This window comes from Brytella acorum (assembly GCF_029309905.1).
GTDB classification, from domain to species: Bacteria; Pseudomonadota; Alphaproteobacteria; order Acetobacterales; family Acetobacteraceae; genus Brytella; species Brytella acorum.
The window spans coordinates 683,495-702,689 of sequence record NZ_JARBJP010000001.1 but is presented as its reverse complement, the minus strand read 5'-3'; the positions used below and the strand labels follow the sequence as shown (position 1 = coordinate 702,689).

Annotated in this window: 19 protein-coding genes; 4 read left to right on the top strand and 15 right to left on the bottom strand. The window is 61.7% G+C overall.

Annotation, left to right across the window (positions count from 1 at the left end; genetic code table 11):
• Positions 1-19: 19 nt before the first annotated feature.
• The gene (locus tag PWM43_RS03125; RefSeq protein WP_289841094.1) at positions 20-748 is read left to right on the top strand and encodes an SDR family oxidoreductase; all 729 of its coding nucleotides are present in this window, start codon (positions 20-22) and stop codon (positions 746-748) included.
• 1,072 nt (positions 749-1,820) lie between these two features.
• Here PWM43_RS03125 and grxD read toward each other — a convergent pair.
• The 9 genes from grxD to purB form a co-directional block, all read right to left on the bottom strand.
• Positions 1,821-2,156 (bottom strand): Grx4 family monothiol glutaredoxin, encoded by a 336-nt coding sequence (grxD, locus tag PWM43_RS03120; protein WP_289841093.1) that lies wholly within the window; start codon positions 2,154-2,156, stop codon positions 1,821-1,823.
• 61 nt (positions 2,157-2,217) lie between these two features.
• A complete protein-coding gene (locus PWM43_RS03115) occupies positions 2,218-2,448 on the bottom strand; it encodes a BolA family transcriptional regulator (protein ID WP_289841092.1) in 231 nt (76 codons plus the stop codon).
• Between the two features lie 2 nt (positions 2,449-2,450).
• A complete protein-coding gene (gene purL, locus PWM43_RS03110) occupies positions 2,451-4,652 on the bottom strand; it encodes a phosphoribosylformylglycinamidine synthase subunit PurL (protein WP_289841091.1) in 2,202 nt (733 codons plus the stop codon).
• Positions 4,649-5,350 carry a phosphoribosylformylglycinamidine synthase subunit PurQ gene (gene purQ, locus PWM43_RS03105; RefSeq protein WP_289841090.1) on the bottom strand — a complete coding sequence of 234 codons (702 nt, stop codon included), beginning with the start codon at positions 5,348-5,350 and terminating at the stop codon, positions 4,649-4,651. The genes purL and purQ overlap by 4 nt, the downstream gene beginning before the upstream one ends.
• Positions 5,347-5,727 carry a Rap1a/Tai family immunity protein gene (locus PWM43_RS03100; protein ID WP_289841089.1) on the bottom strand — a complete coding sequence of 127 codons (381 nt, stop codon included), beginning with the start codon at positions 5,725-5,727 and terminating at the stop codon, positions 5,347-5,349. The genes purQ and PWM43_RS03100 overlap by 4 nt, the downstream gene beginning before the upstream one ends.
• Entirely contained in the window at positions 5,724-5,969 is a 246-nt protein-coding gene (gene purS / locus PWM43_RS03095) for a phosphoribosylformylglycinamidine synthase subunit PurS (RefSeq protein ID WP_289841088.1), read from the bottom strand. Before purS ends, PWM43_RS03100 begins: the two co-directional genes overlap by 4 nt.
• Positions 5,966-6,730, bottom strand: a complete 765-nt coding sequence (gene purC / locus PWM43_RS03090; protein ID WP_289841087.1) for a phosphoribosylaminoimidazolesuccinocarboxamide synthase — start codon at positions 6,728-6,730, stop codon at positions 5,966-5,968. The genes purS and purC overlap by 4 nt, the downstream gene beginning before the upstream one ends.
• Positions 6,731-6,826: 96 nt before the next feature.
• On the bottom strand, positions 6,827-8,212 hold the full coding sequence (locus tag PWM43_RS03085; protein WP_289841086.1) for a sugar porter family MFS transporter: 1,386 nt from the start codon (positions 8,210-8,212) through the stop codon (positions 6,827-6,829).
• An 89-nt stretch (positions 8,213-8,301) separates the two neighbouring features.
• On the bottom strand, positions 8,302-9,642 hold the full coding sequence (gene purB / locus PWM43_RS03080) for an adenylosuccinate lyase (protein WP_289841085.1): 1,341 nt from the start codon (positions 9,640-9,642) through the stop codon (positions 8,302-8,304).
• A gap of 194 nt (positions 9,643-9,836) precedes the next feature.
• Here purB and PWM43_RS03075 point away from each other — a divergent pair, with 194 nt between their 5' ends.
• From PWM43_RS03075 to PWM43_RS03065, 3 genes are read left to right on the top strand one after another with little or no spacing between them, the layout of a single operon-like run.
• On the top strand, positions 9,837-10,433 hold the full coding sequence (locus PWM43_RS03075) for a YjbE family putative metal transport protein (RefSeq protein ID WP_289841084.1): 597 nt from the start codon (positions 9,837-9,839) through the stop codon (positions 10,431-10,433).
• Complete coding sequence (locus PWM43_RS03070; protein WP_289841083.1) at positions 10,420-12,426, top strand: lytic transglycosylase domain-containing protein; 2,007 nt, start codon at positions 10,420-10,422, stop codon at positions 12,424-12,426. The genes PWM43_RS03075 and PWM43_RS03070 overlap by 14 nt, the downstream gene beginning before the upstream one ends.
• Entirely contained in the window at positions 12,416-12,901 is a 486-nt protein-coding gene (locus PWM43_RS03065; RefSeq protein ID WP_289841082.1) for a CinA family protein, read from the top strand. Before PWM43_RS03070 ends, PWM43_RS03065 begins: the two co-directional genes overlap by 11 nt.
• Before the next feature lie 17 nt (positions 12,902-12,918).
• Here PWM43_RS03065 and PWM43_RS03060 read toward each other — a convergent pair whose 3' ends face one another.
• From PWM43_RS03060 to PWM43_RS03035, 6 genes are all read right to left on the bottom strand, one after another.
• The gene (locus PWM43_RS03060; RefSeq protein ID WP_289841081.1) at positions 12,919-14,334 is read right to left on the bottom strand and encodes a cryptochrome/photolyase family protein; all 1,416 of its coding nucleotides are present in this window, start codon (positions 14,332-14,334) and stop codon (positions 12,919-12,921) included.
• Between the two features lie 269 nt (positions 14,335-14,603).
• Entirely contained in the window at positions 14,604-14,906 is a 303-nt protein-coding gene (locus PWM43_RS03055) for a hypothetical protein (protein ID WP_289841080.1), read from the bottom strand.
• Between the two features lie 136 nt (positions 14,907-15,042).
• A complete protein-coding gene (locus PWM43_RS03050; RefSeq protein ID WP_289841079.1) occupies positions 15,043-15,540 on the bottom strand; it encodes a type II toxin-antitoxin system RatA family toxin in 498 nt (165 codons plus the stop codon).
• On the bottom strand, positions 15,540-16,514 hold the full coding sequence (lipA, locus tag PWM43_RS03045) for a lipoyl synthase (RefSeq protein ID WP_289841078.1): 975 nt from the start codon (positions 16,512-16,514) through the stop codon (positions 15,540-15,542). Before lipA ends, PWM43_RS03050 begins: the two co-directional genes overlap by 1 nt.
• A gap of 6 nt (positions 16,515-16,520) precedes the next feature.
• Positions 16,521-17,924: a dihydrolipoyl dehydrogenase gene (lpdA, locus tag PWM43_RS03040; protein ID WP_289841077.1), complete on the bottom strand. Its 1,404-nt coding sequence runs from the start codon at positions 17,922-17,924 to the stop codon at positions 16,521-16,523.
• A gap of 5 nt (positions 17,925-17,929) precedes the next feature.
• Positions 17,930-19,195, bottom strand: coding sequence for a pyruvate dehydrogenase complex dihydrolipoamide acetyltransferase (locus tag PWM43_RS03035; RefSeq protein ID WP_289841076.1), 1,266 nt, complete (start codon positions 19,193-19,195; stop codon positions 17,930-17,932).

Sequence of the window (19,195 nt, the reverse complement as noted above, 5' to 3'; positions counted from 1 at the left end):
AATATCAGGAGCGTACATCATGGCGAATCGTCTTGGCGGCAAGGTTGCCGCCATCACGGGCGCTGCATCGGGCATCGGTCTCGAATGCACGCGCCACCTCGTGGAAGAAGGCGCGACGGTCGTGATGATCGATCGCGCCGCCGACAGGCTCCGTGCTCTGGCGGCTGAAATCGGCCCAAACGTCCACCCTTTGGTCGTAGACCTGCTCGACGCTTCGCAGGTTTCCGGTATTCTGCCGCGCATCCTTGAAATCGCGGGCAGTCTGGACATCTTCCATGCCAATGCGGGCGCATATGTGGGCGGTCCGGCGGCGGAAGGCGACCCGGACATATGGGACAGAATGTTGAATCTCAACATCAATGCCGCATTCCGCTCCGTTCAGGCTGTTTTGCCGTATATGATCGAGCGGAAGACGGGCGATATTCTTTTTACAAGCTCCGTCGCCGGTGTCGTTCCCGTTGTGTGGGAACCCATTTACACCGCTTCAAAGTTCGCGGTGCAGGCGTTCCTGCATGCGACACGCCGACAGGTTTCCCAATACGGCATCCGCATGGGCGCGGTTCTTCCCGGCCCTGTTGTCACAGCCCTGATAGAGGACTGGCCCAAAGAAAAAATGGAAGAAGCGCTGGCGAATGGCAGCCTGATGCAGCCCAAAGAAGTTGCGGAAGCCATCGTCTTCATGCTGACCCGTCCGCGAAATGTCGTCATCCGCGATCTCGTGATTTTACCCAACAGCGTCGATCTGTGAAATTTATAGAACGGCAGGATCGTTCAGTCGAAAACGTATTCAAAATACGGGAATGACAGGCGAACCATGTCCTCTCGAAAATGATTTGAAAGTAAAAAAACGAGAGCGCGCGTTACGCTCTCGAACTTGCATCCTGGCATTTATGCGCGATGCTCTCTCATGAAGCGCATTGGTCCATGGAATCTAGCGAGCTCCTTGTCGACCACATACACAAGAGCCAGAGTTCCATGCTCTGGCTCACTGTCGGTATTGCAATCTGGGTGACAACTTTCGCCTTACTGCCGCTATTGCTCTCGAACGCGCTTTAGCAATGGATCCAGCAGGATTTCGTGACTCACGTCCGAACGTCCCGAGTGGGAACTGAACTGGATAACGGGTTTAACGCCGGTCGCTTACGAGCTCCGCGTGCGATCCCACGTCCATCCAGACCAATTATACTACCAGGAAGTCGTTCGTCCCCCAGCGGAAGCCAATAACGGAAGGCCAGTCGCTCATCGAGCGACAACACAGTGGCGCATCGAATCGAAATGATGCTGCCACAGGATTGATCCAACCGTAAAAAAACCCGCCTTTCGGCGGGTTCGATGTATTGTTAACCCCGGTGACGGGTGGATTGATGCCGAAATGAAGCTTTGGGATGGTAGACAACCGCATGAACCAGAGAGGCACGGCTCGAATGCGATCCACTATGCCGCGCCATGACATGATGCATGGTAACCGGACGATGATATACCGGCTCAGCGGTCAGGGCATCCAGTGTCAGACGACCGGCTTCGGCATCCGAAATCGAGCGGGCATGAGCGCAAGGCACGTGGGCAATCCCAGCCACAACCATAACGCCCATCAGCGTAGAACCTACAAGCTTCCGCATCGTCACTTTTCCCGATCACAAGGCAACACCAGTATCTGAGAACGATGCTAGACGGCGCACGCCGCTTCCGACAAGTGCAATTATCTTATAAATCGCGCGGGAAATAAGGAATTTTCGCCACATTTCAGTTCTGCGTCTGAAATGCGGCGAACGCCCCTGGAATATGTCCGAAACAGGGCATCATTTGTTGAAAGCAACGTCTTACGCGTCGGCTTTCGTAATACCCTTCTCGGCAAAAAGACTCTCAAGTTCACCGGTCTGGTACATATCGGTGACGATGTCACAGCCGCCGACGAACTCACCCTTCACATAAAGCTGCGGCACGGTCGGCCACTGCGAGAAATCCTTGATTCCCTGACGCAGTTCGGCGCTCGCAAGCACGTTTTCCGTCTCGAACGGAACGCCCATGTGATTGAGAATCTGCACGACCTTCGCCGAGAAGCCACATTGCGGAAAGAGCTTGTCGCCCTTCATGAACAGCATCACGGGATTCTTGTCGATCTGCTGCTGGATATGCTGGGAAACGGACTGGGACATGATGATCTCTCTCCTGAAACGGTTGGATTGTCGACAATATGGACCCTGACGACCCGGATTGTCAGGGGGTGACCGTTTTCAAAGCCATGGCATGCAGTTCCGTGCCCATCCGGTCACCGAACGCATCGTAAACGAGCTTGTGCTGACGTACGCGCGGCAGGCCGCGAAAAACCTCGCTTGTCACAGTGCAGGCGTAATGATCCCCGTCACCGGCGAGGTCTTCGATGGCGATTGTCGCGTCCGGAATTGCCACCAGGATCGTGCGTTCAATTTCCTGTGGGGTCATCGGCATGGTCAACGCTCCATGAAAGTGGGAAAGAAGGCGTCGTTCACGGCGCGCAAACGCGTCACGGGCACGATAATCTGCTGCCAGAGATCCAGATTTTTACCCCCGCTGCGCCCAAGACGGCGCGCCGGGACGTGAGCTTTTTCCGCAGCTTCGATCATGGCGATCCCGCTCTTCGTCGCGATGACGTAGCAGGCCTGATCCTCACCGAAGAAATGGGCGTGAAGGGCGGCACTGTCATAAAGCGGTTTGACCAGCTTGCAGCCCACCCCACTGACAATGCTCATTTCCGCCAGGGCGATCAGCAATCCACCATCAGCGAGATCATGACAGGCAACGACTTTACCTGACGTAATCTGGCTTCGCACGAAATCACCATTGCGGCGCTCGGCAACGAGATCCACAACCGGCGGCGCTCCGTCCTCACGATGGGCGATTTCCCGCAGCCAGAGTGACTGTCCGAGATCCCCTCGTTGCTCGCCAATCAGGACCAGGTCGCAGTCATCGGGCATGGCGTAGCCCACGGCCTGCGTGACGTCATCGATCACACCGACCGCACCGATAGCCGGTGTTGGCAGGATCGAGATCCGACGTCCATTGGGATGCTTCGTCTCGTTGTAAAGCGACACGTTGCCACTCACGACGGGGAAGTCGAGCGCACGGCAGGCGTCGCCCATGCCTTTGATCGCATCGACGAACTGGCCCATCACCTCAGGATTCTCGGGATTGCCGAAATTGAGGTTATCGGTGATCGCCAAGGGCTTCGCGCCCGTCGCCGTAATATTGCGCCAGGCCTCGGCAACAGCCTGCGCGGCTCCCGCACTGGGATCCGCATGGACGTAGCGCGGCGTACAGTCAGTCGTCACCGCCAGGCCGCGCCGGGTGCCTTCGACACGTACGATCGCCGCATCCGCGGTGCCCGGACGGCGCGCCGTCTGACCGCCGACACCACTGTCATACTGGTTCCAGATCCACGCACGCGAGGCGAGATCCGGGCAGCCCAGAAGCGTGAGAAGAGCATGCTCGATCCCGACCGGATCGGGCACCGTCGTCAGACGCACGGGCCCGGGCGTATGCACGAACGGTCGCTCATAGATCGGAGCTTCGTCCGCGAGAGGCGCCAGCGGAATATCGGCTTCCAGTTTGCCCTTATGAAGGATGGTGATCCGCGCCGTGTCGGTCAGATGTCCGATCACCGCGAAGTCCAGTTCCCACTTCTCGAAAATCTTCCGCGCAATGTCCGTCTGCTCCGGTTTGAGAACCATGAGCATCCGCTCCTGGCTCTCGGAGAGCATCATCTCATAGGCGCTCATGCCGGTTTCGCGCTGGGGCACGTTGTCGAGCTCCAGTTCGATCCCGACGCCGCCCTTCCCCGCCATCTCGACGGCGGACGAGGTCAGACCCGCCGCACCCATGTCCTGTATCGCTACGATCGCATCGGTCGCCATCAGTTCGAGGCACGCTTCGATCAGGAGCTTCTCGGTGAACGGATCGCCGACCTGCACGGTCGGGCGCTTGGCCGCCGCATGCTCGTCGAATTCGGAGGACGACATGGTCGCGCCGTGAATGCCGTCACGCCCGGTCTTGGAACCGACATAAACGACCGGATTGCCGATACCGGCTGCGGCAGAGAGAAAAATACGATCCCTGGGCGCGATGCCGACCGTCATTGCATTGACCAGCGGGTTGCCGTCATAGGCGCTGTGGAAGTTCACCTCGCCGCCGACCGTCGGCACGCCGACGCAGTTGCCATAACCACCAACGCCACGCACCACCCCGTCCACGATCCGACGGGTGCCGGGCGTTTTCGGATCACCGAAACGCAAGGCATTCAGATTGGCGACCGGACGCGCGCCCATGGTGAACACGTCGCGAAGAATGCCGCCCACACCCGTCGCGGCCCCCTGATACGGCTCGATGAACGATGGGTGATTGTGGCTTTCCATCTTGAAGACAGCCGTCAGACCGTCGCCGATATCGACGACGCCCGCATTCTCGCCGGGTCCATGAACGACCCAGGGCGCCTTCGTCGGCAATGTCTTCAGATGGATGCGTGAAGATTTGTAGGAACAGTGCTCCGACCACATCACGGAGAAAATGCCAAGCTCCGTCAGGGACGGCGTGCGCCCCATGATGTTCAGGACCTTGCCATATTCCTCGGCGGTCAGGCCGAAGCGGGCCGCGAGCGCGGCATCGACAGTCTGGCTCATGCGACGAGGCTCTCCACCAGTCCTTTGAACAGCGGCACGCCGTCAGTCGCGCCGAGATCGGGGTCCACAAGATTCTCGGGATGCGGCATCAATCCGCAAATGCGCCCGTTCTCGCTCAGAATGCCCGCGATGGCCTGCATGCTGCCATTGGGGTTCAGGGCGGGATCGACCGCATCCACAGCGCCGTTTGCCTCGGCGTAACGAAACGCCACCCGCCCCTCGCCCTCGAGGCGATCCAGCACGTCCGGCGCGGCGTTGTAATTGCCATCGCCATGCGCCATAGGTGCCCGGAAAACATCGCCTTTCGACCAGCCGCGGGTATATGGCGAGATGTTGTTTTCAACCTTCAGATGGCAATCCTGCGACAGGAAACGCATGCTCGCATTGCGAAGCAGCGCGCCGGGCAGAAGCTGGGCTTCCGTCAGGATCTGGAAGCCGTTGCATACGCCAAGAACATGGCCGCCGGCTTCCGCGAAAGCCCGCACTTCGCGCATGATCGGCGAATGGGCGCCCATCGCGCCGCTGCGCAGATAATCGCCGAAGCTGAAACCGCCGGGCAGAACAACCAGATCGAGCGAAGGCAGCGCGGTATCGCGATGCCACAGCATCACAGGCTCCCTGCCACTGACAAGGCGAAGCGCCTGCGCCATGTCCCGCTCGCGGTTGGTTCCCGGAAAGAGAACGATACCCGCTTTCATTTTGATCCCCCGCCAGAGCAGGGATAGGACTCGTGAAGTGCTGCAAAAACGCCCTTGCCCACCGGCTTGTCCCAGACGTCGCGATGCGCGCGCAGCCACGACACCACATGCTCACGCATGCTCGCGGTCGAAGCGTCGTCGGGAACGCAGAAACCGGATACAGCGCCCGCATCGCCTTCCGCTTTGCCGTTCAGGGTGGCGAGCGCCCCCGCATCCGCGATCCCGGAGATATAGGCGTCACAGATCGCCCCGCCGGATTTGCTGGTGCAGATCTTGCCGAACTTCTCGGCCGTCATCGGGGAAATGCGACTGGCATGCGCGGGCATCGCCATCAGCATGCCAGCCGTCGCTGCCAGGAGGGAGAACCTGCGAATCATGAGAGCACCTCGACCGTGAAATCCTCGATGACGAGATTGGCCAGCAGCTCCCGCGCCATGGCCTCACCGAGGCTTGCCGCCTCGTCCTGACTTTTTTGGGCCGGGACTTCGATCTCGATCACCTTACCCATGCGGACCTCGCCAAGGCCATGAAAGCCAAGCACGTCCAGAGCATGGCCAATCGCTTTGCCCTGAGGATCAAGCACGCCTTCCTTCAGCATGACGTTGACGCGAACTTTCATTGCATGACCTCCGGACCCTTCAGATCGTTATTTCCCGCCTCGGGCAGAATGCCCAGGCGACGCGCGACTTCCTGATATGCTTCCTCGACGCGACCCAGATCGCGACGGAAGCGATCCTTGTCCAGCCGCTCGCTCGTTTTGGCATCCCACAGACGGCAATTATCCGGCGAAATCTCGTCGGCCAGGACGATACGCATTTCCTCGCCTTCCCACAGACGGCCGAACTCCAGCTTGAAGTCCACGAGCTGGATGCCGATCCCGGCGAAAATGCCCATGAGGAAATCATTCGTGCGCAGGGCCAGCGCCGTCATGTCGTCGAGATCCTGCGTCGCGGCCCAGCCAAACGCCGTAATGTGCTCTTCGGACACCATGGGATCGTTCAGCGCATCGTTCTTGTAGTAGTATTCGAGGATCGAACGCGGCAGGCGCGTGCCTTCCGGAATACCGAGGCGCTTGGCGATCGAGCCCGCGGCGACGTTACGGATGACGACCTCGAGCGGGATGATCTCGACTTCGCGGATCAACTGCTCGCGCATGTTCAGGCGCCGGATGAAATGCGTCGGAATCCCGATGTCATGCAGACGCAGCATGAGGTGCTCGCTGATGCGATTGTTCAGCACGCCCTTGCCGGTGATGATGCCTTTCTTGGCGCCGTTTCCGGCCGTGGCATCGTCCTTGAAATACTGGACGAGCGTGCCGGGTTCCGGCCCCTCGAACAGGATCTTGGCTTTTCCCTCATAGAGCTGACGACGGCGGGCCATACTATTCTTTCGGCAGTTGGGGTGAGTATCACGATCCGCCTGCCTATAGCAGCGCGGGCGTCAGCAGGATACCCTCACGAACGCCCGCCACCGCCTTCACGCTGCCTCGGACTCCTTACGATCGACCGGCGCGAACGTGCCGTCCCGCAGGCTCGATTCCAGTTCTTCGAGTGAACGCCCTTTCGTCTCCGGCACATAACGATAGACGAACAGCCAGCCCGCGGCATTGATGGCCGCGAAAAGCCAGAACGTGCCGCTTCCGCCGAGCTTTTCCACCATGGTCAGCGTGGTGAGCGAAACAACCAGATCCGCGCCCCAGTGGCTTGCAGCGACCAGACTCATGCCTGATCCCCGCATGGAAAGCGGCCATACCTCCGCGCCGACCAGCCATATCGCGACGGACAGGCTTCCGGTGTTGAAGATCGTGTAACACACCACCGCAACGACCATCACCCATGCACCGACGCCATGGGTCGCGCCGATCGCGAACATCGCGCCAAGAACGATCAACGAGATGACCGCGCCGGGGAGCAGGCGCAGCATCAGCGTGCGCCGTCCCCAGGCATCCACGGCCCAACCGCCAAACGCGGTCGCACAGGTCATGGCCACGCCGACGGCGACCGATGTCAGAAGCGCGGAGGACTGGCCGAAACCCGCGTCGGAGAAGATCGTCGGCGCATAGTAAAGAACCGCGTTGATCCCGGTGAGTTGACACAGAAGCGCGATTCCGACCGATGCCACGAAAGCCGGTCGGACCCATGGTTTCAGCAGGTCGCGCAGGGGAGCCTGCTCGTCCTGCGCGTCGATGATCCCCTGCAACTCCCGTTCCGCATGCGCGTCCGTCGGACGAACGCGCCTCAGGATTTTGCGCGCCTGTTCGATCTCGCCCTGCATCGCCAGCCAGCGTGGACTGTTCGGCAGAAAGATCATCCCGACAAACAGGATGCTGGCGGGAACGAAGCCAAGCCCAAACATCCAGCGCCAGGAAGCGTTACGCAGGAGATAACCCGTAAAGAACGAAATCGTAATGCCCAGCACGACGGCAAGCTGGAACGCCACGACCAGCATGCCGCGCCGTTCGGGCGGCGAGACTTCCGCGATATAGATCGGCACGATCTGCGAGGCCGCGCCGATGGCGAGCCCCAGAACCAGACGGGCGCAGATGAGCGTCGTGACCGAGTGGGCGAACGTGACGATCAGAGTGCCCATCAGAAAGAGCAGGGCGGCCATCATCACGGTGCGACGACGACCGAATTTATCGGAAAGCGGCGCCGCCCCGATACAACCCAGGAGCGCGCCCAGAATGATCGCGCCCGTGACGATCTGCTCGCTGAACGTCGTGAGGTGAAACTCGGTCTTCAGCTGCAACAGAGCCGAGGAAATGATTCCCGTATCGTACCCGAAAAGCAGACCACCTGTCGCAGCGATGATCGCGATGAAATTCGTCAGCGCATGACCACGGACGCGTGCGTTGTCTGCCATGAAAGGCCTTCTCCTACCCAGTCGAAGGTCCCTTCATAACATTCCTACGCGATCTTTATAGTATCACGACCATGTGGGCGGACACATTCTCACACAGTCGTGCCGAAAACCTTCGCATAAATATGATCCACGGCAGCCAGATGGCGGCGGCTGTCCATCGCATCGTCGATCACGGCCGCATCGACACGGCCCGCGACTTCCGGGTCCCGCGCCAGGTTTTCACGAAACGTCCGTCCGTCGGGCTGGCCGAGCCTGGTCCATGTCGCCATCGCGTTGCGCTGCACGATCCGATAGGCGTCTTCACGCGAGATTCCCGCGCGCGCCAGAACCAGCAGCACTTCACCCGAATGCACGACGCCGCCGAGAGATTCCACGATTTCGGCCATGCGTTCCGGATAGACCACCAGCTTTTCCATCATCCCGGCGAGGCGCATCAGGGCGAAATCGAGCCCGACGGTCGCATCCGGCCCGATATTGCGCTCGACCGAGGAGTGACTGATATCGCGCTCGTGCCATAATGCGACATTCTCGAGCGCCGGAATGACATGCGAACGAATGAGGCGCGCCAGACCCGTCAGGTTTTCCGACAGGACAGGATTGCGCTTGTGCGGCATCGCCGAGCTGCCCTTCTGGCCGGGATGGAAGAACTCTTCCGCCTCGCGCACTTCCGAGCGCTGGAGATGACGCACTTCCGTCGCCAAGCGTTCGATGCCACTGGCGATCACAGCCAGCGCACAGAAAAACGCCGCGTGACGGTCGCGGGGAATCACCTGCGTCGAGACGCTTTCGGCCACCAGTCCGAGCTTCCTGGCGACGTAATCTTCCACACGCGGGTCGATATGCGCATAGGTCCCGACCGCGCCAGATATGGCGCAAACGGCGATCTCGCGTCGCGCGGCGAGCAGGCGCTCGCGATTGCGCGCGAACTCCGCGTAATGCCCGGCCATCTTGAGGCCAAAGCTCGTCGGTTCGGCGTGAATGCCGTGGCTGCGTCCGATCGTCACGGTCGTCTTATGCTTGAACGCCTGCGCCTTGAGGGCTGCGAGCACCTTGTCGAGATCTTCAAGCAGGATGTCCGTCGCCTGCACGAGCTGGACCGAAAAGCAGGTGTCCAGCACGTCCGACGACGTCATGCCGAGATGGACGAAGCGGCTGTCGGGACCGACCTTCTCGGCCAGCCACGTCAGAAACGCGATGACGTCATGACGCGTCTCGGCCTCGATCTCGTCGATCCGCGCTAGGTCGGCGTCGGAAAACGCCGCCATGGCCGCATCGCCTTTTTCACGAATCGTCCGCGCCGCTTCCTTGGGCATTGTGCCGAACTCGGCCATGGCTTCGCAGGCCAGCGCCTCGATTTCAAACCAGATTCGATAACGGTTCGCTGGTGCCCATATGGCGGTCATGACGGGGCGGCTGTAACGCGGGACCATGGCGAAGGCTCCTCAAAGTCAGACAGGGACAGGATTTCGCCCGTCTCCTAGACCATTCCGTCCCGCTGGAACACACATGATCGTACCTCAAAGAGGGATTTGCACGCCGTCTGGGCGTTCTCTACGGTTCCTGCGCGACTATCCGCCTTCAGGACGCCGTCCCGCGCGCCGTCTCATGGTGAGAGGAACTCTTCTTGGTCATCGACTTCTCCTGGCATGCCTTCTACGCCCTCGCGCAGGTCGTGCTGATCGACATCACCCTTGCGGGCGACAATGCCGTCGTCATCGGTATGGCCGTCCGTGGCCTACCGGCGGAGAAGCGCCGCACCGCCCTGCTCGTCGGCACGCTCATGGCCGCCGGAATCCGGATCGCACTCGCCTTCGTCGCCACCAAACTGCTGGGCTTCACCGGCCTCACACTCGCGGGCGGCCTGCTGCTCGCCTGGGTCTGCTGGAAAATGTACCAGGAGCTGCGTCATCAGAACGCCGTCGAGGGGGGCGTCGCCTCTTCATCCCTATGGGGCGCGATCCTCAAGCTGGCGCTGGCCGATCTTTCGATGAGTCTGGACAATGTTCTGGCCGTTGCGGGGGCCTCTCTCGGCCATCCCTATATTCTCATCGCCGGTCTCGTGATTTCAGTGCTCCTGATGGGGCTGGCCGCTTCGTTTATCGCGCACCTGCTCGAACGTTATCGATGGATCGCCTGGGTGGGTCTGGCGGTGGTGGCCTTCGTCGCCATCCGACTGATCGCGTCGGGCGGTATGGAGATCTGGCACCATGTCCCCCGCTGACCCTTGCCTCCCGGGTCCGGCCGGCCCCGGGACCATTCGACGCCGCGGCTTGCGGAGCGGCCTGAACATCGGCATCGGCGCCACGCTGCTTCTCACGGCCTGCGCGGGCCACGCCGACCCGCTTGTCACGCCTACGGACCGTTCGAGCATTTCAACAACCTATGCGCAGGCCGTTCAGACAACGGCCGCCCTCGACGTCAGTCCCGCCATCAGGGCGCGGGTGGAGACATGGCTGAACCTCATCGGCCCGAATGCCACGGCGACCTTGCAGGACTATGCCGATTTTCTGCGACAAAAACCGACTTGGCCTCTGCGAGGCCTGATGATGGCGCGCTACCAGCGTCTTCTCACCGGCGCTGACGACACGACCCTTTCCTCTTTCTGTCCGTCTTTTCCTCTGACCAGCGCGACCACTCTGATCCGGTGCGCTACCTTTCTCCATGATGCGCCCGCGCAGGCCCGCGCTCTCTGGCTGCATGGCGGTGTCGGATCGACGGAAGAAAATGCCTTTCTCGCGGCCTTCGGTAACTCCTTCACGGCGGACGACCACTGGACGCGGTTCGAAGCCCTCGAAAAACTCAGCCAGTATGCCAGAGCACGCCAACTCGTCGCGCGCCTCTCACCGGACCGGCAGGCCCTCGCCTCGGCGCGTATCGCCTTTCACCTGTCTCTGCCCGGCGCCGACAGCACGCTGGCCGCTCTCAGCGCGCAGGATCAGGCGGATCCGGACCTGACCCTCGCCCGACTGCACAGCCTGCGCCGCGCGGACCGTCTCGGCGACGCCCTGGCCTTATGGAAGCAGCCCGGCTTCGGAATCCAGACGGCCCATCCGACCGCGGCGTGGACGCAGGAGCGGATGGCGCTCGCGCGCACGCTGCTTCTCGCGGGCTCGCCTCAGGATGCGATTCTGCTGGCCCAGGACGAAACCATGCCACCGGCATCCACAGCGCGTCTGGAAGCCCAGTTTCTGACGGGCTGGATCAGGCTGCGCTATCTCCATGATCCGGCGGGAGCGATCCCCCAGTTCACCGATCTGCTTCAGGATCGCAGCCTGATCACCAGCGCTCGCGGCGCCTACTGGCTGGGACGGGCGCATGAAGCGCTGCATCAGGACATGCCCGCCCTTCAGGCCTATCAACGCGCCGCCGCCATGCCGACGACATTCTACGGCCAGATGGCGCTCTCCGCCCTGCATGATCACGGACCGACCCTGACACCGGACTCCATCGCCGTTCCGGGGCTCGCGGAGGCGCTGTCGGCGCTTCCGCGGTTTCCGGCCGGTCCGCTCCCCCGGCCTGATCTCGCCCAGGCCGCACAGGTCCTGACCGGCATGGGCGACAACGAACACGCGCGCCAGTTTCTGATGATGCTGTACGCTGCCGCACAGGAGCCGCGTGACCAGGCCGCGCTGGCGAATTTCTCTCTCTCGCTCGGCAACTTCGAACCGGCGGTCTTCGCCGCGCGTGGCGCGGGAAAGAAAGGGATTGCCCTCTATCCTCAGGGCTGGCCCGTCCTGCCGGAACTGCGTCATATGCCCGACGACGGACTGCCGCCCGGTCTGGCGCTTGCGGTCGCAAGACAGGAAAGCAGCTTCGATCCCCGGGCGGTCAGCGGCGCCAGAGCCATCGGCCTGATGCAGTTCCAAACCGGAACAGCCCATGACGTGGCGCGCCGCGCGGGCCTCTCCATCGACACGTCCGCCGCTGCTCTGACCGATCCCCAGATCAACATGACGCTGGGCCGGGCCTATCTGAAACAGCTTCTCGAACGCTATAACAATGCCATCCCCGAAGCGCTCGCGGCCTATAACGCCGGTCCGCATCGCACGGACCTCTGGCTGGCCGCCGACCCGCCGCCGACCACATGGACCCAGGACGGCATGATCGACTGGATCGAACGCCTGCCCTACGAGGAAACGCGCTCCTACATTCAACGCATCGAGGAAAGCATGCCCATCTACCGGCTGCTCGAGGAACAACAAAATGCTGGATGACGACACCCTCGCTCTCGCGGCCAAAGTGCTGCAAACCCTGCGGACGCGCGGCCTGCGCGTCGTAACGGCGGAAAGCTGCACCGGGGGCCTGATCGCCGCCGCGCTGACACATTTTCCCGGCTCGTCGGACGTCGTCTCCGGCGGCCTCGTGACCTACTCCAACGCCATGAAGGAGAGCGTGCTCTCCGTCACCGATCGCACCCTTCAGTCCGAAGGCGCCGTAAGCCAGGCCACGGCGATCGAGATGAGCATGGGCGCGCTGTCCATGGCGCCGGACGCCAAGCTCGCCGTCGCCGTCACTGGCATCGCGGGACCGGATGGCGGCACGGTGGACAAGCCTGTCGGCACGGTGTGTTTAGCGCGCCAGCTTGGTGATGGCGCGCCTTACGTGGAGACATGCCACTTCCCCGGCGATCGGGCCGCCATCCGCACCGCGACCGTGCGACGCGCCCTGGAACTTCTTTTGGAGGCCTAGAAAACCGCCAGGCCGGTTCAGAGCCGCCTGGACTTCCTGACGTGCTCGTAGGCGTCGAGCGCGCGATGCCGTGCCCCGGCGTGATCGACGATCGGGGCCGGATAATGCGAAGGCGGCGTTCCCGCCTCCCAGGGCGCGTGGATATCCCTGTCGGAAAGCGCGGCAAGTTCGGGCACCCATCGCCGGATATAGGCTCCCGACACATCGAATTTTCGCGACTGGAGAACGGGATTCATCATGCGAAAGAACGGTGCCGATTCAACGCCGGTCCCGGCATTCCACTGCCAGTTCATCGCATTGCTCGCCGGGTCGTAATCCACGAGCGTTTCCGCGAACCAGCGTTCGCCCAGACGCCAGTCGATCAGCAGGTCCTTGATCAGAAACGACGCTACGACCATGCGAACCCGGTTATGCATGACGCCCGTCTGCCAGAGTTCACGCATCCCCGCATCGACGAGCGGATAACCGGTCTGCCCCCGCTGCCACGCGCGAAGTCCCTGAGGATCGTCCCGCCACGGCATGGCATCGAATTCGGAGCGGAGATTGCACGACGCCATGTCGGGATATTCCCATAGCAGCGACCAGGCGAACTCACGCCAGCCCAGTTCCGCAAAAAACTTCTCCCGGCCCGTCCGGACATCACGCTCCCTTACGGCTTGACGGATCTGTCGGGGTGTCACCTGACCGAACCGCAGATAGGCCGACAGACCCGATGTCGCATCCATCGCCGGAAAGTCCCGCTCGACGCCGTAACGACTCAACGCCGTATCGATGAAAGTCTCAAGGTGTTCATGCGCGGCACTTTCGCTGACCTCGTGATGGGCCTCGAGCGGGCGCGTCCATTCCAGGGACGCCATCTCGTCTTCAAGGGCGGTCGCCGCGACCCATCGATCCCAGTGCGAGACGTCTTCCCACCAGAAATCAAGATTTTCGGGCGCGGGCAGCACGGGTCGATGATCGTCGATCTGACACGCTGCCCGCCAGAATGCGGTGAACACCTTGAACGGCTGATTGGCCTGCGTTCGCACGGTCCAGGGTTCGTGGACGAGGTTTCCCGCGAAACTATGCGCCTCGATTCCTGCATCACGAAGCGTACGCTTCAGATCCGTATCCGTTTCTCGCCCATCAGGATCATAACGCCTGTTCCACAGGACAGTCCGCGCGCCCGAACGCTGCACCAATTCCGGCAAAACCTCTCGGGCGTTTCCACGACAGACGTGAAGCGCCCCTCCCCGCACCTTCAGCGTGGCATCAAAGGTGGTCAATGTTTTGCCAAGCCACCAGTCAGAAGCTGTCATGGCTGATTTTCCGTCCTCAAGAATACTGACGCAGAAAAGCGGCGCTCCGATCCGGCTGGCCGCGAACAGCGCTTCATTGTCGGCAAGGCGGAAATCCTCCCGGAACCAGACGATCACCGGAGAGTTCGTGGACATGGCAAGAGTCATAGTTTTGTCGTGAGCCAATTGAACACCTCACGCCCCGAATACGATGCCCGGAGATCGCAGCCGGGCCATAAGAGAAGAAAGCACAGGTACTAAGGCCAGCCATGCGCGACGAATTTCGACAAGTCGCGCTCCGCTCTCCCCGAAGGTCGCTCGAGGAGACTTCGCCCGGCAAAGCGCCCGTCATCGCGCCAGAAAAGAAAAAGCCTTTCCTTACATAAGGAAAGGCTTTTGTCCGCTGGTCAGAACGGGATCAGTTTTCAGTGCGTCTGGGGAGGAACCGGCGCATTTTCCGGCACGACCGAGGGAGCCGGAGGTGGCATCGTTGCGCTTGGGGGCGTGGGCGTGGCCATGGGAGCAGGCGGCGGCTCGGTGGCCGGAACCGGTGTCTGGGCCTGCTGAAGGCTGCGCGCGTTCAACTGGTCGGTCGTCATTTCGCCAGATGCGGCCTTCTGCATGTGCCCGGCGGATTTCTTACCGTGATGGTGGGTCGCTGCCACAGCCGGCATCGCGGTGGCCATAACGCTTACGGCCGCCAGAGCGGCGATCGAGATTTTCTTCATCTCGTATCCTTCCCTTGTTTTGAACCGTCCGTGCGTATGCACGGCACCCGTTACAGAACAGATCAGAAGGGCCATAAGTTGCACCCCGAAATACCCTGACACAGAACTTTCAAGAGCGTCATGCGTATTTTCGGGGTCAGGCGGGACCGCTTTGCGGCGGCGTAAAGGCTTTCCCCCCCCTCGGCGCCGACGAAGGCGTGATCGGCGGTCCGTAGGAATCCCGCGCGCGCTTGATGAATGCCGACACCATCAGCCGCACCCCTTCATTGAACACGACCCCGATCGCATTCTGCAAAAGGCGGGAACGGAACTCGAAATCCACGAAGAAATCGACGCGACAGCCACGCGGATCCGGCGTGAACGTCCAGACGTTGTTCAGATAGCGAAACGGGCCTTTTTCGTAGCGCACACGGATGCGCGTCGGCCGCTCAAGCGTCACCCGGCTCGTGAACGTCTCGCGGAACGGTCCAAAACCGATGGAAAGGTCCGCGACGAGTTCCTGGGACGTCTGCGTCTTCACCACGGCCTTGACGCACCAGGGCAGAAATTGCGGGTATTTCGCCACATCGGCCACGAGGTCGAAAAGCTGTTCCGGCGTATAGCCGATCAGGCGTTGTTCCGCATGTGTCGGCATCAGGCGTGCTCCGCGATCGCGGCGCCGAGTTTGCGCGCACGCGCTGCCCGGAGTGCCGCGAAATCTTCATCTGCATGATAGGAAGAGCGCGTCAGCGGCGTGGCGCTCACCTGTAGGAAACCCTTGGCACGCGCCAGGGCGGCGTATTCGTCGAACTCAAGCGGAGTCACGAAATGAATGACGGCGGCATGTTTCGGCGAGGGCTGAAGATATTGTCCCAGAGTGAGAAAATCGACATCCGCAATCCGGAAATCGTCCATGACCTGCGCCACCTCCATTTTGTCTTCGCCAAATCCCAGCATGAGACCTGACTTGGTGAAGATGGACGGGTCAAGGCGTTTCACATCGTCCAGCAGCCGAACGGACTGGTAGTAACGCGCGCCGGGCCGGATCGAGGGATACAAACGGGGAACAGTCTCGATATTGTGATTGAAGACGTCGGGCCTCGCCGCCACCACGATCTCAAGCGCGCCACGCTTGCGAAGAAAATCCGGCGTCAGGATCTCGATCGTCGTCTCCGGCGACGCCGCACGAATGGCGCCGATTGTGCGGGCGAAATGCCGGGCGCCCCCATCCGGCAGATCGTCGCGATCAACCGAAGTGATGACCACATGCCGCAAACCGAGCTTGGCGACGGCCTCGCCCACGCGCTGAGGCTCGTCGTCATCCAGCGCATAGGGCAAACCGGTCGTGACATTACAGAATGAACAGGCGCGCGTGCAGATCTCGCCCATGATCATCATGGTCGCGTGACGCTGGGACCAGCATTCCCCGATATTCGGACACGCGGCTTCCTCGCAGACAGTGACCAGCTTCTGGTCACGCATCAACGCCTGCGTCTCTTTATAGACCGGGCTGTTGGACGCGCGAACGCGGATCCAGTCCGGCTTGCGAAGAATGGGATTGTCGGGCCGATGCGCCTTTTCAGGGTGCCGGGCCGTGGGCTTACGATGATCTATGGTGATGCGCTGCATGGGCCGTCAGATATGAAGTGCTTCGCCCGACGACGCCAGGACCGCTTCATGCATGGTCTCGGAAATCGTCGGATGGGGAAACACCGTCTCCCTCAACTCGGCATCGGTCAACTCACTCGTGCGTGCGATGACGTAACCCTGGATCATTTCCGTCACTTCCGCGCCGATCATGTGCGCGCCGAGCAGCTCGCCCGTCTCATCATCGAAAATGACCTTCGTCATTCCGTCGGGTTCACCCATGGCCAGGGCCTTCCCATTGGCGACAAACGGGAATTTGCCGATCCGCAGCTTGCGTCCGGTCGCCTTCGCCTTGTCTTCCGTAAGCCCTACGGATGCCACCTGCGGGCGGCTGTAGGTGCAGCCGGGAATGTTCAGCGGACTCAGCGGATGAGGATTCCGGCCCGCGATTTCATCGACCACGATCACGCCCTCATGGCTCGCCTTGTGGGCAAGCCAGGGCGCGCCCGCGACATCGCCAATGGCGAAGATACCTTTCTCGCCCGTCCGGCACAGACCATCGACCACGATATGCGTGCGATCGACCTGCACCTTCGTGCCTTCCAGTCCCAGATCCTCGACATTGCCGACGATGCCGACCGCGAGAATGACACGATCCACCGTCAGTTCGGTTCTGCCCTTCGGCGTCTCGATGACCGTCGAAACCGTGCCGTCGGCTTTTTTGAGGGGGCCGACTTTCGCGCCCGTCAGAATCTTCATGCCCTGCGCTTCGAAAGCCTTCTGCGCGAGACCGCTGATCTCGGCATCCTCGGCGATCAGGATGCGATCCGCGACCTCGGCGATCGTCACCTCCGCGCCCATGTTCCGATAGAACGACGCAAATTCGACCCCGATCGCGCCTGACCCCACGACGAGCAGCCGCTTCGGCATCTCCTTCGGCACCATCGCCTCGCGATAGGTCCAGACAAGCTCGCCATCCGGCTCCAGACCCGGGAAATGTCGCGCCCGCGCGCCCGTCGCCAGGATGACGTTGGAAGCCGCGATCTCTGCGACATCCCTGCCGTCCTTCGTCACGACCAGCTTGTGTCGTTCACCGGCTTTGCCGACGAGTTTCGCACGTCCGTCGAAAACCTTCACCTTGGCCTTCTTGAGCAGATGCGCGACGCCGCGCGAGAGCTGCTGCGATACCTTGCGCGAGCGACCCACGACTGTTTCGAGGTCGTAGCGCACGTTATCCGCCGCGAACCCGTAAGGCGCGAGATCGTGCAGCAGATGGTTGATTTCCGATGCGCGCAGCAGCGCCTTGGTCGGGATGCAGCCCCAGTTGAGACAGATCCCGCCGAGATGCGTGCTTTCCACGAGCGCCACATTCATCTTGAGCTGGGCCGCGCGCAGGGCCGCGACATAGCCCCCCGGCCCACCACCGACAACGATCAGATCGAAACTATCCATGTTTTTCATACCACCAGACGGTAGGGATTCTGAACGATATCGCGCAACGCACCCAGCCATTCCGCGCCAAGCGCGCCATCGACGGCGCGATGATCGACCGAGAGCGTCGCCGTCATCACGGTGGCGATCGCAAGCTGGTCGCCCCGGACCACGGCGCGCTTCTCGCCCGCCGCGATCGCCAGAATCCCGGCCTGCGGCGGATTGATGATGGCCGAGAATTCCTTGACGCCAAACATGCCCATATTGGAGATCGAGAACGTCCCGCCCTGGAACTCCTCGGGCCTGAGCTTGCCGGAGCGCGCCTTCTTGATCAGCGCCTTGGCCTCGCTGCTGATCTCGCGCAGCGACTTGCGATCCGCCTGACGGATGATCGGCGTGATCAGGCCATCGGGAATGGAAACCGCGACCGAGATATCGACATCCTCGTACTGGATCATCTCGTTCTCGGCGAAGCTGACATTGACGCCAGGCACGACCCTCAACGCCAGCGCCACCGCCTTGATCAGCATGTCGTTGACCGAGAGCTTGAAGGCGCCCTCACCCTCTGACGGAGACGCCGCATTGAGCTGGGAGCGCAACGCGAGCAGCGCATCGAGCTCGATATCCATCGCCACGTAGAAATGCGGCACGCTCTGCTTAGCTTCCGTCAGGCGACGCGCGATCACCTTGCGGATGGAGCTGTGCGGAACCCTTGCCACTCCACCCGCGTCAACAGGGGGCGCCACCGACACGGTCGTCTTTTCGGCAGGGACAGTTTTGCCGGAGCCGGCTTCGAGCGCTTTTTCGACATCACGGCGCACGATCCGCCCCCGTGGACCGGAACCATTCAGCGTCTCCAGCGCAAGCCCCGCCTTGCGGGCGATGCGTCGAGCCAGAGGCGATGCGATCACTCGCCCGCCCTCGCTGACGTCAGGCTTCGCCTTCGATGTGTCCGCAACGGTCCCGGTGGAAACAGCATCGGTGCCGACGGGCGCCTCCGCTTTTTTCGGAGCCGCCCCGGCAGAACCGGAGGCTTCCGGCACCGCCTCGCCTTCCTCGACAAGAACGGCGATCGGCGCGTTCACCGCCACGCCTTCTGTGCCTTCCGGCACGAAGATGCGACCGAGAATGCCCTCATCGACGGCCTCGACCTCCATGGTCGCCTTGTCGGTCTCGATCTCGGCGATCACATCACCGGCCGAAACGGCTTCGCCTTCCTTCTTGAGCCAGCGCGCAAGCGTGCCTTCGGTCATGGTCGGCGAAAGCGCCGGCATCAGGATTTCAATGGCCAT

Coding starts and splice junctions, on each gene's coding strand:
- purC (WP_289841087.1), bottom strand. CDS start 6,730: ATGGCCCGCCGTCGTCAGCTCTATGAGGGAAAAGCCAAGATCCTGTTC.
- lpdA (WP_289841077.1), bottom strand. CDS start 17,924: ATGGATAGTTTCGATCTGATCGTTGTCGGTGGTGGGCCGGGGGGCTAT.
- PWM43_RS03055 (WP_289841080.1), bottom strand. CDS start 14,906: ATGAAGAAAATCTCGATCGCCGCTCTGGCGGCCGTAAGCGTTATGGCC.
- PWM43_RS03070 (WP_289841083.1), top strand. CDS start 10,420: ATGTCCCCCGCTGACCCTTGCCTCCCGGGTCCGGCCGGCCCCGGGACC.
- purS (WP_289841088.1), bottom strand. CDS start 5,969: ATGAAAGTTCGCGTCAACGTCATGCTGAAGGAAGGCGTGCTTGATCCT.
- purQ (WP_289841090.1), bottom strand. CDS start 5,350: ATGAAAGCGGGTATCGTTCTCTTTCCGGGAACCAACCGCGAGCGGGAC.
- PWM43_RS03035 (WP_289841076.1), bottom strand. CDS start 19,195: ATGGCCATTGAAATCCTGATGCCGGCGCTTTCGCCGACCATGACCGAA.
- purL (WP_289841091.1), bottom strand. CDS start 4,652: ATGAGCCAGACTGTCGATGCCGCGCTCGCGGCCCGCTTCGGCCTGACC.
- PWM43_RS03125 (WP_289841094.1), top strand. CDS start 20: ATGGCGAATCGTCTTGGCGGCAAGGTTGCCGCCATCACGGGCGCTGCA.
- PWM43_RS03100 (WP_289841089.1), bottom strand. CDS start 5,727: ATGATTCGCAGGTTCTCCCTCCTGGCAGCGACGGCTGGCATGCTGATG.
- PWM43_RS03085 (WP_289841086.1), bottom strand. CDS start 8,212: ATGGCAGACAACGCACGCGTCCGTGGTCATGCGCTGACGAATTTCATC.
- PWM43_RS03060 (WP_289841081.1), bottom strand. CDS start 14,334: ATGTCCACGAACTCTCCGGTGATCGTCTGGTTCCGGGAGGATTTCCGC.
- PWM43_RS03115 (WP_289841092.1), bottom strand. CDS start 2,448: ATGCCGATGACCCCACAGGAAATTGAACGCACGATCCTGGTGGCAATT.
- lipA (WP_289841078.1), bottom strand. CDS start 16,514: ATGCAGCGCATCACCATAGATCATCGTAAGCCCACGGCCCGGCACCCT.
- grxD (WP_289841093.1), bottom strand. CDS start 2,156: ATGTCCCAGTCCGTTTCCCAGCATATCCAGCAGCAGATCGACAAGAAT.
- purB (WP_289841085.1), bottom strand. CDS start 9,642: ATGGTCCCGCGTTACAGCCGCCCCGTCATGACCGCCATATGGGCACCA.
- PWM43_RS03050 (WP_289841079.1), bottom strand. CDS start 15,540: ATGCCGACACATGCGGAACAACGCCTGATCGGCTATACGCCGGAACAG.
- PWM43_RS03065 (WP_289841082.1), top strand. CDS start 12,416: ATGCTGGATGACGACACCCTCGCTCTCGCGGCCAAAGTGCTGCAAACC.